Annotated in this window: 14 protein-coding genes; 6 read left to right on the forward strand and 8 right to left on the reverse strand. The window is 69.7% G+C overall.

From position 1 onward, the window contains the following. Window positions 1-152: 152 nt before the first annotated feature. From ABD327_RS21505 to ABD327_RS21520, 4 genes are all read right to left on the reverse strand, one after another. On the reverse strand, window positions 153-608 hold the full coding sequence (locus ABD327_RS21505; protein WP_344452369.1) for a 2-thiouracil desulfurase family protein: 456 nt from the start codon (window positions 606-608) through the stop codon (window positions 153-155). A 25-nt stretch (window positions 609-633) separates the two neighbouring features. Further along, a complete protein-coding gene (locus ABD327_RS21510) occupies window positions 634-1,464 on the reverse strand; it encodes an SDR family NAD(P)-dependent oxidoreductase (RefSeq protein ID WP_344452370.1) in 831 nt (276 codons plus the stop codon). A 115-nt stretch (window positions 1,465-1,579) separates the two neighbouring features. Next, entirely contained in the window at window positions 1,580-2,575 is a 996-nt protein-coding gene (locus tag ABD327_RS21515; RefSeq protein ID WP_344452371.1) for an AurF N-oxygenase family protein, read from the reverse strand. Between the two features lie 15 nt (window positions 2,576-2,590). Continuing rightward, window positions 2,591-3,220 carry a TetR/AcrR family transcriptional regulator gene (locus ABD327_RS21520; protein WP_344452372.1) on the reverse strand — a complete coding sequence of 210 codons (630 nt, stop codon included), beginning with the start codon at window positions 3,218-3,220 and terminating at the stop codon, window positions 2,591-2,593. Window positions 3,221-3,336: 116 nt separating this feature from the next. Between ABD327_RS21520 and ABD327_RS21525 the strand changes: the two genes are divergently transcribed. Together ABD327_RS21525 and ABD327_RS21530 are read left to right on the forward strand one after the other, a co-directional pair. Then, on the forward strand, window positions 3,337-4,548 hold the full coding sequence (locus tag ABD327_RS21525; protein ID WP_344452373.1) for a pyridoxal phosphate-dependent aminotransferase: 1,212 nt from the start codon (window positions 3,337-3,339) through the stop codon (window positions 4,546-4,548). Window positions 4,549-4,595: 47 nt separating this feature from the next. After that, a complete protein-coding gene (locus ABD327_RS21530; RefSeq protein WP_425547168.1) occupies window positions 4,596-6,689 on the forward strand; it encodes an ATP-dependent DNA helicase in 2,094 nt (697 codons plus the stop codon). A gap of 21 nt (window positions 6,690-6,710) precedes the next feature. On the opposite strand, the gene ABD327_RS21535 is transcribed toward ABD327_RS21530, so the two are convergent. The 4 genes from ABD327_RS21535 to ABD327_RS21550 form a co-directional block, all read right to left on the reverse strand. Further along, complete coding sequence (locus ABD327_RS21535; protein ID WP_344452375.1) at window positions 6,711-6,902, reverse strand: hypothetical protein; 192 nt, start codon at window positions 6,900-6,902, stop codon at window positions 6,711-6,713. Window positions 6,903-7,141: 239 nt separating this feature from the next. Continuing rightward, the gene (locus ABD327_RS21540; RefSeq protein ID WP_344452495.1) at window positions 7,142-9,607 is read right to left on the reverse strand and encodes a penicillin acylase family protein; all 2,466 of its coding nucleotides are present in this window, start codon (window positions 9,605-9,607) and stop codon (window positions 7,142-7,144) included. Window positions 9,608-9,638: 31 nt separating this feature from the next. After that, window positions 9,639-10,718: a DUF4192 domain-containing protein gene (locus ABD327_RS21545; protein WP_344452376.1), complete on the reverse strand. Its 1,080-nt coding sequence runs from the start codon at window positions 10,716-10,718 to the stop codon at window positions 9,639-9,641. Window positions 10,719-10,773: 55 nt separating this feature from the next. Further along, window positions 10,774-11,118 carry a nucleoside phosphorylase-I family protein gene (locus ABD327_RS21550; protein ID WP_344452377.1) on the reverse strand — a complete coding sequence of 115 codons (345 nt, stop codon included), beginning with the start codon at window positions 11,116-11,118 and terminating at the stop codon, window positions 10,774-10,776. A 124-nt stretch (window positions 11,119-11,242) separates the two neighbouring features. Here ABD327_RS21550 and ABD327_RS21555 point away from each other — a divergent pair, with 124 nt between their 5' ends. The 4 genes from ABD327_RS21555 to ABD327_RS21570 all read left to right on the forward strand — a co-directional run bounded on the left by ABD327_RS21555 (window position 11,243) and on the right by ABD327_RS21570 (window position 15,753). Further along, window positions 11,243-12,037, forward strand: a complete 795-nt coding sequence (locus ABD327_RS21555) for a polysaccharide deacetylase family protein (RefSeq protein ID WP_344452378.1) — start codon at window positions 11,243-11,245, stop codon at window positions 12,035-12,037. Between the two features lie 153 nt (window positions 12,038-12,190). Then, window positions 12,191-13,522 (forward strand): FAD-binding oxidoreductase, encoded by a 1,332-nt coding sequence (locus ABD327_RS21560; protein ID WP_344452379.1) that lies wholly within the window; start codon window positions 12,191-12,193, stop codon window positions 13,520-13,522. Further along, on the forward strand, window positions 13,519-14,781 hold the full coding sequence (locus tag ABD327_RS21565) for a class I SAM-dependent methyltransferase (RefSeq protein WP_344452380.1): 1,263 nt from the start codon (window positions 13,519-13,521) through the stop codon (window positions 14,779-14,781). Before ABD327_RS21560 ends, ABD327_RS21565 begins: the two co-directional genes overlap by 4 nt. 129 nt (window positions 14,782-14,910) lie before the next feature. Continuing rightward, on the forward strand, window positions 14,911-15,753 hold the full coding sequence (locus ABD327_RS21570) for a hypothetical protein (RefSeq protein ID WP_344452381.1): 843 nt from the start codon (window positions 14,911-14,913) through the stop codon (window positions 15,751-15,753). Window positions 15,754-15,778: the final 25 nt, after the last annotated feature.

The raw sequence follows: 15,778 nt of genomic DNA on the forward strand, positions 1-15,778 counted from the left end.
CCGATGGTACTGCACGGGAGACTGTGTGGGAGAGTAGGTCACCGCCGCAATCAACATCGAGAAAGGCCCCGGATATGCATCCGGGGCCTTTTTCGCATTTCCAGTGGAAAGACGATGTCGGGGGCCTTTCCGCATTTCCCGGGGTTTTTACTTCAGTCGTGGAGAAGGGCGTCCGCGGCCTCGAACTGGTCCTCATTGAAGACGGCGATGCCGTGGGCGCGCAGGAGGGCGGTGGTGACGCCGGCTCCGGGGATGCCGCCGCCGCCGCTGAAAGTGCCGTCCGCGATGCGGCCGCTGCCGCAGGAAGGACTGCCCTCCTTGAGGACGGCGACTCGTACTCCGGCGTTCCGGGCGGCGGCGAGCGCGAGTTCCGCGCCCAGAGTGAAAGCGTCGGTGACGTCCTGGCCGTCCACGGTGACGACGCGGCCGTCCCGGAGCTCGGCGGGGGAACGGGGGACACCGAGACCGCCGGCGAGTTCCGGGCAGAACGGGACCAGCCGCCCTTCGGCCCGCCAGCGGGCGAGGATCCGCGACGAGCTGGTCTTGGCCCTGCCGTCGTAGCGGACCGGTCGTCCCAGGAGGCAGCTGCTCACCAGTACTCGTTCCATGCCTCCACGGTAGCCGCGGAGCGGGTCAGTCGAGGCCGTGCTCCTTGAGGTAGCCCTTCACCGCGATCCGGCCGAGCCGGACGGCGAGTCTGGGGCTGACCCTCATGGCCCGCCAGGCGATCCGGCCGGAGGCGGGGGCGACGATGAGGGCACGGTTGCGGGCCACGCCCTTCACGATGTCCCGGGCCATGGCGTCGGGGGAGTAGAGGCTCTTGTTGGGGGTCTCGTCTCCGGCGGCTTCGGGCTTGCTGCTCATGCCGGTCTCGGGGAGTCCGGAGTTGACCGTCTTGAGCAGGCTGGTGTCGACGAAGCCGGGGCAGACGGCGCTGACCTTGATGCCGCGGGTGGCCGCTTCGGCGCGGAGACCGAGGCTCAGGCCGACTACCGCGTGCTTGGTGGCGGTGTAGGGAAGGCCCAGCGGCATGGGGAAGAGGCCGGCGAGCGACGCGGTGTTCACGATGTGGCCGGAGCCCTGCTCCAGCATGATCCGGTAGGCGGCGTCCACTCCGTGGACGACGCCCTTCAGGTTGATCTCGATGGCGCGGTGCCAGTGGGCGAGGGTGAGCTCCTCGACTAGGCCGGCGACGGCGATGCCGGCGTTGTTGAAGACCAGGTCGAGTCTGCCGTGGTCGTGGGCGACCTGCCGGTAGAGGTCCCGAACGGCGTCGGCGTCGGTGACGTCGAGGGCGGCGGCGAAGGCCTTGCCGTCGAACCGGCCGTTCAGGCGCTCGGCGGTCTCGGCCGCGCCCGCGGCGTCGATGTCGGCGATGATCACGGTGTCACCGCGTCCGGCCAGTTCCGCGGCGAGGGAGCGTCCGATTCCGGAGGCGCCTCCCGTGACGATCGTGATGCTCATAAACGCCCCAAAAATTGATCAAGCCGACAAGTCGCTAGAGTCTAGGGCGCTGACCTGCGGGGGCACCACTGAAAGGTGTGCGTCCTTTCGGGCGGAAAGGACGCACACCAGGGATTCACGCCGCGGCTCTGGCGGCCTTGCGGATCTTCGGCTCGTCCCAGATGCCGAAGGCGGCCCAGACCCGCTTGTTGACGCCGTTGACGAGACCCAGCTCGGCCATCAGGTCACGGATCTTGGCGACGCAGTCGCGCAGCTCCACCCGGGCCGCCTCGTTCCGGTAGGCCTCGCGCACCACGTCCTGCGGGATGCCGAAGCGCCGGACCATCGAGCCGGGCGGGGAGAGCATGATCCGCGCCATCACCCCCAGCACGATCGGGGTGAACAGGCCGAGGGCCTGGCGGCGGACCCGGTTCAGCCGGGGCACCCGGTGCTTGAGGAAGTGCCGGGCGAAGGAGATGTGCCGCGCCTCCTCGGCGATGTGGATCTTCATGATGGTCTCCTCGAGCGGGTGCTTGGTGCGCCCCTCCTTGATCCACCGGCGCTGCACGTAGTCGATCGGGTCCTCGCCGCCGAGCACGAAGACGAAGAAGAGCTCGGTGGAGACCAGCGGGATGAGCGGGGCGAGCTGGGCGACCAGGCTGAGCGACCGGGGCATGCCCTTGATCGGCATCCCGGTGCGGTTGACGAACTCCTGGAACATCATCCCGTGATGACACTCCTCGGTCGTCTCGTGGTAGACGTACCGGAACTCGGGCCGGCCGTTGGGTAGCCGGTAGGCGTAGTTGAGCAGGCCGCGCTTGAGCAGGTTCTCGAACTGCAGGCCGATCTTCATCGCGGTGGCCACCCGCCACAGCCCGATCCGGGCCTGGACCTCGACGGGCTGGGCCCGGTACCAGGCGGTGGAGCCCAGCCGGTCGTCGGCCGGCAGGATCCAGCGCGGGTCGTCCGGGTCGATCCGGTACTCGGGGTCGTCCCAGGGGATGTCGGAGTAGGCCTCCCAGTGCTTGTCCACACTGGCCTTGTTCAGACGGTCGATGACGCTCAGGTAGGACCTGCGGTCCTCGACCCTCTCGCGGACTTCCTCGGCGAGCTCGGTGGGGGGCTTGGCCATGGTTCTTGCTCCTCGTCAGTCCGGGGGGATGAGGTCCTGGGCGAAGGCTTTGATCATGTTCAGGACGGCGCGCTGGTGCCCGTTCTCGTCGCCGTCCAGCGAGTTCTGCAGGGAGAGGCCGACCAGCAGGGCGAACAGCCCGCGGATCAGGGTGTCGACCGCGTCGTCGGGAAGGCTCTCGGGGAAGAGCTCGTGGAAGACCTCCTTGACGATCTCCACGACCCGGTCGTTCAGCTGCTTGCTGAGCTCGTGCAGGGTGTCGTCGGTGCGGCCGGCCAGCGCCAGCTCCAGCAGGGCCAGGGCAGGAGGCTGCTGGAGCGTCGCCCAGAACAGCTCCAGAGCCCCGGCGACGTTGCGCTGCTCGTCGGGAAGGCGGGTGTAGGCGTCTTGGTATTCATTGCGCAGCCGGTCCAGGAGGTGCTCCAAGGCGGCCGCGACCAGCTCCGTCTTGGTCGGGTAGTGGTGCTGCTGGGCGCCGCGGCTGACCCCGGCGCGACGGGAGACCTCGGTGGTGGACAGCCCGGCCCAGCCGAGATCGGCGAGGGTCTCGGCGGTGGCGTCCAGCAGCCGGGCCCGGGTGGCGGATCTGCGCTCGGCCTGGGTGCGGCTGCCGGGCCTGCGGTGGCGGCGCCTGCTCATGGACATGCTCCGGACGGTACGTCGAACACATACAAGCAAGCAAGCCTGCTTGTATGTTGTGCGGGTCACAGCCTCCGGAAACCTGCGCGACATGTGGAACGGGCCACGACTACTGTGATGTCATGCGGGTGAAACAGTCGGACAAGTTGGCGGACGTCTGTTACGAGATCAGAGGTCCGGTGCTCAAGCGGGCCAAGCAGCTCGAGGACGCCGGGCACAGAGTGCTCAAGCTCAACATCGGCAATCCCGCCCCGTTCGGTTTCGAGGCCCCGCCGGAGATCGTCCAGGACGTCGTCCTCAACCTCTCCCAGGCGCACGGTTACAGCGACTCCAAGGGCCTGCTCTCCGCGCGGCGGGCCGTGGTGCAGCACTACGAGGAGCAGGGTTTCCGGGGGCTGGACGTCGAGGACGTCTTCCTGGGCAACGGGGTCTCCGAGCTGATCGTCATGACGATGCAGGCGCTGCTGAACAACGGCGACGAGGTGCTGATCCCCGCCCCGGACTATCCGCTGTGGACCGCCGCGGTGTCGCTCAGCGGGGGTACTCCCGTGCACTACCTGTGCGACGAGGAGGACGCCTGGCAGCCGTCCCTCCAGGACATGGAGGACAAGATCACCCCCCGGACCAGGGCGCTGGTGATCATCAACCCCAACAACCCGACCGGGGCCGTCTACTCGCCCCGGACGCTGGAGAAGATCGCGGAGCTGGCGCGGCGGCACGGCCTGCTCGTCTTCTCGGACGAGATCTACGACCGGATCCTCTACGACGGGGCCGTCCACACCTCGATCGCCGCGCTCGCCCCCGACCTGTTCTGCCTGACCTTCAGCGGGCTGTCGAAGTCCTACCGGGTGGCGGGGTTCCGCTCCGGCTGGGTGGTGCTGTCGGGGCCGAAGCTGGAAGCGGAGTCCTACATAGAGGGCATCGAGGTCATCGCCAACATGCGGCTGTGCCCGAACGCGCCGGCGCAGCACGCCATCCAGGCCGCGCTCGGCGGGCGGCAGAGCATCCGGGAGCTCGTGCGGCCCGGAGGACGGCTGCTGGAACAGCGGGACCGCACCGTCAAACTGCTCAACGACATCCCCGGGGTGAGCTGCGTCCAGCCCCAGGGGGCGCTGTACGTCTTCCCGCGGCTCGATCCGCTGGCGTACCCGATCGCCGATGACATGCGCTTCTGCCTGGACCTCCTGGAGGAGCAGAAGCTGCTCATCGTCCACGGAACGGGGTTCAACTGGCCGAGGCCCGACCATTTCCGGTTCGTCACCCTGCCGCACGCCGAGGTCCTGGAGGACGCCATCGGGAGGTTCTCGGCCTTCCTGGAGACACGCCGCACCTGACCCGCCCCGCGGCGGGATTCCGGGATGCGCGGCGGGGAAGCCTGTGGATGACGGAGCGTTCTGTGGGTGGGGGCCGGTACGGTTGCCGGGTGTCTTCTCCCGCTCCCCAGCCCCGTATCGCCAAGAACGACCTGCCGCCGCTGAGCGAGCTGGTGGCCGCGTCAGTGGAGGCGGTCGGCGGTACGGAGAGACCCGGCCAGACGAAGATGGTCGAGGCCGTCGACCAGGCGCTGCGGCGCAAGGAGCACCTGGCCGTGCAGGCGGGGACGGGCACGGGCAAGTCCCTGGCCTACCTGGTGCCGGCGGTGCGCCACGCGGTCTCCAAGGGGGTCACGGTCGTGGTCTCCACGGCGACCATCGCGCTGCAGCAGCAGCTCGTCGACAGGGACCTCCCCCGGCTGGCCGAGGCCCTCGAACCGCTGCTCGGCCGGGAACTGAACTACGCGATCCTCAAGGGGCGGCGCAACTACGTCTGCCTCAACCGGATGTCGGTGGGCGCGCCGGACGACCCCGAGGACGGACTGTTCGACACCGCCCAGGTCTCGGCGCTCGGACGCCAGGTGCAGCGGCTGCACGAATGGGCGGAGAGCACCGAGAGGGGCGACCGGGACGAGCTGGTGCCCGGTGTCTCCGAGCAGGCGTGGCGGCAGGTGTCGGTCACGGCCAAGGAGTGCCTGGGCGGCCAGCGCTGCCCGCAGGCCCAGTCCTGCTTCTCCGAGCTGGCCAGGGCCGAGGCGGCGGAGGCCGACCTGGTGGTGACCAACCACGCGATGCTGGCCATCGACGCGCTCGAGGACTTCCAGGTGCTGCCCGAGCACGACGCGGTCGTCATCGACGAGGCCCACGACCTCGTCGACCGGGTCACCTCGGTGGCCTCCTCGGAGTTGTCGGCGAACGCCGTGGAGACGGCGGCGCGGCGCGCGGGCAAGCTCGTCGCCGACCGGAGCGCCGACCGCCTCAAGGAGCTCGGCGAGGACCTGCGGGTCGCGATGGAGGAGCAGGAAGCCGCCCGGCTGGACATGCTGCCGTCGCATCTGGGCAACACGCTCCAGGCCCTGCGGGAGACCGCCCAGGAGTGCCTGCGGGCGCTCGGGCCCGAGCCGAAGGAGGCCGACCCGGCCGTCGCCGCGGGGCGCAGGGCGGCCAAGACCTCGCTGGAGGACCTGAACACCACGGCGGAGCGCATGCTCAAGTCGTTCGAGGTGCCCATCTCCGAGCGCTGGGACGTCGTCTGGCTCTCCAAGTCCTTCGAGGGCAAGTGGCCGCCCGCGCTGCACGTCGCGCCCATCGCCGTCGGCGGGCTGCTGCGCGAGTCCCTGTTCCGGACCCGCACCACGATCCTCACCTCGGCCACCCTGACCCTGGGCGGCTCGTTCGAGCCGCTCGCCCGCCAGTGGGGGCTGCCCTCCCTCGGTACGGCCGGGCCGCCGGTCCCCGCGACCGAGGACGGGGGCGCCTCCGCTGATGACGAGAAGCCTCTGATCTGGTCGGGCCTCGACGTCGGCTCCCCGTTCGACTACCCGCGCAGCGGCATCCTCTACATCGCCAGGCACCTGCCCGCGCCGGGTCGCGACGGCCTGCCCAAGGAGTACCTGGAGGAGCTCTCCGCCCTCATCCAGGCGGCCGGGGGCCGCACCCTGGGGCTGTTCTCCTCGATGCGCGCGGCCAAGCAGGCGGCAGAGGAGCTCGAGACCGACTTCCCCGTCCTCTGCCAGGGCGAGGACTCCACGTCCCAGCTGGTCAAGCAGTTCGCCGAGTCCCCCGAGACCTGCCTCTTCGGCACCCTGTCGCTGTGGCAGGGCGTCGACGTCCCGGGCCCGTCCCTCTCCCTGGTCGTCATGGACCGCATCCCCTTCCCCCGCCCCGACGACCCGGTGGCCTCGGCCCGCCAGCGCGCCGTGGCCGCCCGGGGCGGCAACGGCTTCATGCAGGTCGCGGCCTCCCAGGCCGCCCTCCTCCTGGCCCAGGGCGCGGGCCGCCTCCTGCGCAGCACCTCCGACAAGGGCGTCGTGGCGATCCTCGACCCCCGCCTGTCCACCGCCCGCTACGGCTCCTTCCTCCAGTCCTCGCTCCCTCCCTTCTGGACCACCACCGACCCCGCCGTGGTCCGCTCCGCCCTCACCCGCCTCACCACCGCCTGAGCGCCGACCCCGTCCGGTGCGTCAGCGGAGGGAGTTCCGGTAGGCGGTCCAGTGGTCTTCGCAGCTGGACCAGCGGGCGCCGTTGCCGTCGATGACGGTGTATTTCATCTCTCCGGTGCAGGGGTCTTCGGGGCCGTTGCCGCCCCAAGTGCAGCGGACGCGGCTGACGCGGCCGGGAGCGTAGTTCTCCGGATCCCACGGGCGGACTTCCACGATCTTCTCCTCGCGGTGCGATGAAGGGGCGAGACAGGTGTTCCGCCTGTCCTTGACTTGTTCGCGGTGGGGAACCCGGACGTTTCACCGGTGCCCGTTCTCGTCGTCGGCCGGCAGGGCTGACCGTCCGAGGACCAGAGCGCCGGTCACGTTTTCGGGGGTTCTCGGGGAAGGGCTCGATGCCTGGTGGTGACGGGGGTGCCCCCGCGCGGGGGCGGGGGCACCGGGGGGTCAGAGGGTCAGGGGGTCAGGGTGAGGGTGTGGCGGGAGTCCTTCTTGACGCGGGCGGGGGTGAAGGGCCAGGAGATGGTCCTGCCCTCGGCCCACAGGGGGGTCTGGTCCCAGTAGTGGTCGGAGAAGGCGTGTCCGCTGGCGCCGGTGAGGTTGATGTAGCGGGAGGCGTCGAAGTCGGAGAGGTCGGCGACCAGGCGCATGGAGGGGACCCAGTCGACGGCGTAGCCCTTCTGGGCGTCCCAGCCGGTGGCGTTGACGATGGACTGGCCGCCGGCGAGGTTCAGGGGGCCGCGGTTGAAGAGGCGTTCGACGACGCCGATGCCCGAGGTGCCGAAGGTCTGGTTGGTCACCGTGAGGGTGTGCAGGTCGCCCCAGCGCCACTCGGAAGGGGTGTCGCCGAGCAGGTCGGTGAGCTCGTCCGCGGCGGCTCGGAGGGCCGACTCGAGGATGGTGTCGCGGTCCTCCTTCTGCGGGGTGGCGGTGTCGTCCCAGTAGGGGTCGTCCGGGGCCTCCAGAAGGGCGCGGACCACCTCGAACCAGCGGTCGCCGCCGTCGGGGCGGGCGCCTTCGGGGAGGTCGTCGTCGAAGGCGCGCAGGAGCAGGTGGCGCCAGGCGGCGTTGTAGAAGGCGGCGGCCGCCGAGCCGGTGGGCTGGGCGAAGTCCCAGTCCTTCAGCAGCTCGACGCCCTTGAGGCCGGAGCCCACCCGCTGCAGGTGGGGGACCAGGGTCGGGGCGAAGCCGTTGCGGGAGTCCAGCTGGATCTTCGCCATGCCGGCCACGTCGATTTCGGCGTCGCCTTCGAGCAGCTCGTCGATGCGGTCCGCGCGGTAGCCGTAGGCCCAGTCCTTGGTGAGCAGGTGCTCGTAGCCGGAGTCGACGACCGCGTTGTTGGCGGTGACGATGTAGCCCTTCTCCGGGTTCTGGATCGAGGGCAGCTCCTCGAAGGAGAGGAAGCCCTTCCACTCGTGCTCGCCGTCCCAGCCGGGCACGGGCCTGGTGCCGTCGCCCTTGCTCCGGACGGGGATGCGGCCGGGGGACTGGTAGCCGATGTTGCCGTCGACGTCCGCGTAGACGAGGTTCTGTGAGGGCACCTCGAAGGCCGAGGCCGCCTCGCGGAAGGACTTCCAGTCGGTCGACCGGTTCATCTTGAAGACGGCGTCGGCGGTGCGGCCGGGGTCCAGCGCCGTCCAGCGCATCGCGATCGCCTCGGTCGGGCCGGAGACCAGCTTGCCGGGGTTCTCCAGGACGTCCGAGATGATCGGGCCGTGCCGGGTGGCGCGTACGGTGAGCTCGACGTTCTCTCCGCCGGCGACCTCTATGGTCTCCTTCCGGATCTGCAGGGGCTCCTTCTCGCCCTTGTACTCGGCGTTCCCCCCGTCGACCCGCTCGATGTACAGGTCGGTCACGTCGGGGCCCAGGTTGGTGAATCCCCAGGCGACGCGCTGGTTGTGCCCGATGACGACGCCGGGCAGCCCGGCGAAGGTGAATCCGGTGACGTCGTAGGGGCATTCCTCGGTGACCGTCAGGCAGTGCAGGCCCGCCTGGTACCAGACCGACGGCATCTGCGGGGCCAGGTGCGGGTCGTTGGCCAGCAGCGGCTTGCCCGTGGCGGTGCGCGAACCCGAGACGACCCAGGAGTTGGAGCCGATCTCCGAGGCGCCGTTGCCCATCGACTCGGGCATCGCCCGGATCGTCTCCAGCACGCCGCTCAGCGCCCTGGCGGGTGCCTGCTCCGTCGTGCTCGCGGGCTTCTCACCGGACTTCTCGTCACTCGCGACGATGACGGGCAGCCGCTTGTCGTCGTACTCGGGGTAGAGCTGATCCACCCGCTCCCGCGGAAGCCCCGTTCCGGCGAGCGCGCGGCCGATCTCCTCGTCCATGTTGGAGCGCAGGTCCCAGGCCATCGCCTTGAGCCAGGCCACCGAGTCGGCCGGGGTCCAGCGTTCGGGCCGGTAGCCGCTGCGCTGGAGGCCGAGCACCGAGTACTCGAGCGACTGGCCCGCGGTGTCGGGGTGGTGCTTCAGCCAGGCGTTCACACCGTCGGCGTAGGCCTCCAGCAACCTGACGGTCTCCGGCTCCAGCAGGGCGAGCTCCCGCTCGGCGATCTTTCGCCAGCCGAGGGTCCGCACGACCTTGTCGGTCTCGACGGTCGTCTCGCCGAACAGCTCCGACAGCCGGCCGGACGTCACGTGGCGCCGGAAGTCCATCTCCCAGAACCTGTCCTGCGCCGTCACATACCCCTGGGCCTTGAAGAGGTCCTCGGAGGAGGAGGCGTAGATCTGAGGGACTCCGTAGCCGTCCCGGTGCACGGTGACCGAGGCGTTGAGGCCCGTCAGCCGGACCTCCCCGTCATAGTCGGGGAAGGACCGGCGGACGGTCCACACCACCCAGAGGGAGGCCACGAGGGCGAGGGCCAGCATGAGGGCAAGGACCCGGGCGCCCCAGCGGAGGGGCCAGGGCCATCGACGCATGAAATTCACGTCGAGCACTCTATGACCCAGATCACTCAAAGAGTGTGTAAGCCCCCTCGCCTCCTGGTTTTTCCTCCTTTTTCTTCCCGCTCGACCGGGCCCCTCGCTTCGTTCCGGCCGGGCGCCCGTGCGGTTCCGGGGGATCGGCGTAGGACTCGGCGAGGTCCTCGGGTGTCAGTCCGATCACCGCGGTGGAGGGATGCATTCCGGACGCGATGGCCTGGCGCAGCAGCAGGGCCATGGAGTAGCCGGGATCGTCCTCCAGCGCCAGGTCGAGCGCGAGGTTGGCGAGTCCTCCGTCGCCGGAGGTGAAGGCGCAGTAGGCGAACAGAGAGGCGGGGGCCGCCCGGTGGGCGGGCGCGGCGCGCCGCAGCACGTGGCGCCAGAACTCCAGGTGCCGGGGAAGCGAACCGGGATCGATCCGCACCCAGGCCTCGTCCCGCACCCGGATCTCGGACAGCGCCACGGTGAGCCGGGCGATCCGCGGCATCGACGGTGGCGGCCGCCCCCGTTCCAGCCGCCGGGCCAGCTCGCGCACCAGGGCGAGCCCCTCGGGCACCGAGACCCGCCCGCCCACCAGCCGGGTCTCCCGCAGGGCCCGGCTCCGCACGGGGTCGGGGAGCGGGGTGATGGTCGCCGCGAGGCTGTCGCGGTCCGGCAGGGCGACCAGTCCGTCGAGCACGGCCTGCGCGGCCAGCGCGGTGGTGGAGAGCTCCCGGCCCCGGCCGTCGCGGTCGCAGGAGGCGGACCAGAAACGCCCCTCGTGAACGCGTACCGCCTCGTGCACCTCGATCCCGGCGGCGAGCAGCGCCCGGACGGCCGACGCGATCGCCGGATCCACCCGTTCCCTCGGCCCGTAGCCGGCGAGCATCGCCGCCCTGAAGCCGTGGAGGGCGAGGACCTCGGTCAGGTGCAGGGCCGCCGCGGGAGGAAGAGTTAAGTCGTACCGCAGCGCGCAGGAGCCCCGCGGGCCGCCGCAGCCGATCACCACCAGGCTGTCGGACGGGTGGAAGCCGAGCATGTAGGGCACCGCCGACACCAGGTCGCCGGGATCGTGGATGACCAGCGGGGAGGCGCCCCGCCGCGGATCGCTGAGCCGTGGATCGTTCATGCCCCGACGCTCCCACGGTCTCGGCGGCCTCGCGGGAGGCCTGTGGATAACCGGCTCACAGGGAGCCCCGCTGGTGTTTGTTGCGCTCGTTCCATTCGCGCATTCGTTGGGGATATCCAACGATCTGCACGTCGTAGACGGGCAGTTTCAGGTCGCGTGCGACCTTGGCGATGACCGCGGGCGCGCCGACCCGCCGTCTGATCCATTCGCCGTCGTGGGCGACCGCGACGGCGGTGGTGTCGGTGGCGAAGGTCTCGGGCTCGACGTAGAACTCCACGCCCCGCCGCTCCTTGGCGAAGGCGATGAGGGCTTTGACGTCGGAGTCCGTCGCTTCCCGGTCGAATCGCTGTATCGCTCCGCCGCGATGGCGGCGGAGTCCGAAACGGTCCCAGAACTTCATCCCGATTCCGACCGTCCTGTGGGGGAAAAGTGAAGGGAAAGCGATAACGAAGATATCCGGCATCTGGTTCCCGAGCGCGTATGCCCGGGCATGTCCATATCGTTTCCAATGACCGGGGGGAGCGATGAGGCGGATCGTGATGGTGGCCGGGCTCATCGCAACCCTCGCGGCCTGCGGGGGCTCGGCCGGGAACGTGGCGCCGATGAACGCGGCCGGTGCCGTGACGGCCCCCCGGCCCGTGACTCTCAGAGAACCGGACCCGGACGCCCGGCGCGGCCTGAGCCCCGAGTTCACCAGGGTGAACTGCGCGGTGGCCAAGTGCGTCGCGCTCACCTTCGACGACGGCCCGATGGAGGAGAGCGACAAACTGCTCCAGATCCTCGCCCGGTACCGGGCGAAGGCCACCTTCTTCGTGGTGGGCCGGATGGTGGAGGAGAATCCCGAGATCCTCCACAGGGAGGTGGCGGACGGTCATGAGATCGCCAACCACACCTGGAGCCACGCCGACCTGACCTCCCTCTCTCCGGAGGGCCTCCGGGCGGAGATCGAGAAGACCCAGGCCGTCATCAAGCAGCACGCCGGCTATGACGCGACCTTGATGCGTCCTCCATACGGCGCGACCAACGCACGCGTCGCCTCGGCGGCCAAGGAGTTCGGCCTGGCCGAGATCATGTGGGCGGTGGATCCGCTGGACTGGCAGAACCGCGACACCGCCCTGGTCGAACGCCGGGTGCTCGCCCAGACCCGGCCCGGCGACATCGTCCTGCTGCACGACATCCATTCGAGCAGCGTCGACGCGGTTCCCGGAATTCTCGCGGCGCTGGCCGAACGTGGCTACAAGTTCGTGACGGTCAGCGGACTCCTGGCCGGAACCTCCGTCGAACCGGGCCGCCAGTACCGGGATCGCGCCGCCACCTGAACGTTTCTCTCGGAAGCCGAGATCGCACCCATACGTGAATGGACTCCGTCCACCAATTATGGGTGGCGAGACGCACCAAATGCGCGTAGATCTTTTACGGGACGGGAGGTTTATATTCATAAGCAGATGTGAAGATCAGAGGAGGAGGCGCCCATGCTCGCAGTCGGATCCTCGCATGACGCCGCAGTGGCAGCACTGCGCGCGTCCTATGCCGCCATTCCACCGGGTTCGCCGGTGCGGTTGGCCAAGGCCACCTCGAACCTGTTCCGGTTCCGGGACGCCCCCGCCGCGCCCGGCCTGGACGTGAGCGGGTTCGACCGGGTGCTGAAGGTGGAGGGCGACACGGCGGTCGTCCAGGGCATGACCACCTACGAGGACCTGGTGGCCGAGACGCTGCGCCACGGCATGATGCCGACGGTCGTCCCGCAGCTGAAGACCATCACCCTGGGCGGCGCCGTCACGGGCCTGGGCATCGAGTCGACGTCGTTCCGGCAGGGCCTGCCGCACGAGGCCGTCCGGGAGATGGACATCCTCACCGGGGACGGCCGGATCGTCACGGCTCGCCGCGACAACGAGCACGCCGACCTCTTCTACGGGTTCCCCAACTCCTACGGGACGCTCGGGTACGCGCTGAAGCTCACGATCGACCTCATCCCGGTGAAGCCGTTCGTGAAGCTCCGGCACCTGCGCTTCGCCGACGCGGCCGAGGCGTCGCGGGCGATCCTCGAGATCGAGGACGCCGACTTCCTGGACGGCACGGTGTTCGGGCCGGGCGAGGTCTACCTGACGGTGGGCACGTTCACCGACACCGCGCCCTACCGTTCCGACTACACCGGCCAGAAGATCTACTTCCGTTCCGTCCAGGAGCGTTCGGTCGACTTCCTGACCGTCCACGACTACCTGTGGCGCTGGGACACCGACTGGTTCTGGTGCTCGGGCGCCTTCGGCCTGCAGCGCCCGCTGGTGCGCCGGCTGTGGCCGGACTCCAGGAAGCGCTCGGACGTCTACCGCAGGCTCGTGGCGCTGGACAAGCGCACCCACCTCACCGCGCGCGTCGACCGCTGGACGGGCAGGCCGCCGCGCGAGGACGTCATCCAGGACATCGAGGTCCCCACCGAGCGGCTGCCGGAGTTCCTCGAGTTCTTCCACGAGGAGATCGGCATGAGCCCGATCTGGCTCTGCCCGCTCAAGGCCAGGGAGAAGTGGCCGCTCTATCCGCTGGAGCCCGGCCGTGACTACGTCAACGTCGGGTTCTGGGGCACGATCCCGCAGCGGCCCGGCGCGCTGCCCGATCATCACAACCGCCGCATCGAGCGGGTGGTGGAGTCGCTGGACGGGCACAAATCGCTCTATTCCACCTCCTTCTATTCGCGTGACGAATTCTGGCGCCACTACGACGGCGTCACCTATCAGGCGCTCAAGGATGAATACGATTCCGAACGCCGTTTGTATGATCTCTATGACAAGTGTGTGAGGGGCACATGACCCTGGCCAAAGTATTCGAAAAAGTGACCAACGGTGGAGGCGTACCGGTCGAGTTCGCCGCCTATGACGGCAGCCGTGCGGGAGGCTCGGACACGGACGTCCGGGTCGAGATCCGATCTCCCTACGCGGTCTCCTATCTGGTCCGCTCACCCGGACTGCTCGGCCTCGCCCGCGCCTACGTGACCGGGCACATCGAGGTCCACGGCGACATGTACACCACCCTCAGCCGGCTCTCCCACGCGCTGAGCGAGATCAGCGTGGCCGACCGCCTGAAGGTGCTCGCGAGCGTCATCGACGACCCGCTGCTGCGGGCCGCCGCCGCCACCAGGCTGGACCCGCCCTCCGTCGAGGTGCGCAAGACGGGACGGCTGCGCCGCCACACCAAGAAGCGTGACGCCCAGGCCATCAGCCACCACTACGACGTCTCCAACACCTTCTACGAGTGGGTGCTGGGCCCCTCCATGGCCTACACGTGCGCCGTCTACCCGACGAAGGACTCCACCCTGGAGGAGGCGCAGTTCGCCAAGTTCGACCTGGTGGCGCGCAAGCTCGGCCTGCGTCCCGGCATGCGCCTGCTGGACGTCGGATGCGGCTGGGGCGGCATGGCCATGCACGCGGCCCGCGAGTACGGGGTCAAGGTGCTGGGCGTCACCCTGTCCAAGCAGCAGGCCGAGTGGGCCCAGAAGTCCATCGCCGAGAACGGGCTGAGCTCGCTGGCCGAGGTCCGGCACATGGACTACCGGGACGTTCCCGAGGCGGGGTTCGACGCGGTCAGCTCGATCGGGCTCACCGAGCACATCGGGCAGGCCAACGTCCCGGGCTACTTCCGGTTCCTGCACCGCAAGCTCAAGCCCGGCGGGCGGATGCTCAACCACTGCATCACCCGGCCAGACAACACCCGGTCCTCGATGAACCCGGACGGGTTCATCAACCGCTACGTGTTCCCCGACGGCGAGCTGGAGGGTCCCGGCTTCCTCCTCACCCAGATGAACGACCAGGGGTTCGAGATCCGGCACGAGGAGAACCTCCGCGAGCACTACGCGATGACCCTGCGGGACTGGTGCCGCAACCTGGACGACCACTGGGACGAGGCCGTAGCCGAGGTCGGCTCGGAGATCGCCAGGGTCTGGCGGCTCTACATGGCCGGCTGCCGCCTGGGCTTCGACCAGAACATGGTGCAGCTGCACCAGATCCTCGGCGTGAAGCTCCCCGCCTCCCAGGAGTCGGGCATGCCGCTGCGCGCCTCCTGGGGCATCTGACCCGGGACGTGACCGACGGAGGGCGGCGGCCTCGGGGCCGCCGCCCTCCGTCGGTCACCGTCGGCGGTGCCCTGCCGGGCCTGGGGAGAACTCTCGGGGAATGTCGGTGAGCGGATCTAGCTTGCCGGTATGACGAAGACGCTGATCCTGCCGGTGCCCGAAGTGGTCCACGCCGTGTATCTGGTGGCGGCTCCGCTGTGGATCCCGCCGGAACCGGGGAAGGGGACATTAGCGCTGGTCGACGTGGTCGACGGGCGGGAGCCACCGCTGCCCTGGCTGGTGGAGGCCGGCGAGTGCCCGGACTGCGCGCGATGCGGTCTGGAGTCCGACGGTTTCACGGTCAGAAGACTGCGCGCGGCCGAACGGCACCTGCGGATCATCGTCGCGGGGACGGCGGCGTGGCCGCCCGACCACCTCACGGTCGCCGCGTCCGTGGGTTTCGAACTGGCGGAGCGGACCGGAGGCATCCTCGTCGACGGGGTCACCGCCGACCTCGAACCCTGGGCCAGGCCCCCCGACCCGTTCGACGAACCGGAGAACTTCGCGGCCGCCGAGTGGTTGGCGGTGACGGCCCTGCCCGACCAGGGCTCACACCGCTCCTGGACGGTGCGCACCGGGGGCATGCGGGTCTTCGGGGTTCCCGAGCTCCGGATCCGCGGCGTCCCCTCCCGGCTGCGCCACGGCTGGACGGACGTCCTGCTCGGCCTGGCCCAGCGCCTGCTGCGGGAGCACTGGGCGGCCCTGGACGACACCCGGTCCCGTGCCTTCCGCGAGTTCCCCGCCCGCGTCCCCGTGACCGCCGCCGACCTGGGTTCCGCCCTGGCCCGCTGCCCCCATGGCTCGGCCCGTACCGACCTGGGCCTCCGCCTCGACCCCGGCCCCCCGGACCACCCCACCTACCTCACGGTCATCGCTCCCGACGCGCCCCGCGCCCACTGGCGCGAGAAGGCACTCACCGACCTGGACCTCTGACCCGGCGGGTTCACGAGGCGTTCGG

Source organism: Actinocorallia aurantiaca, assembly GCF_039533685.1.
Lineage (GTDB): Bacteria > Actinomycetota > Actinomycetes > Streptosporangiales > Streptosporangiaceae > Actinocorallia > Actinocorallia aurantiaca.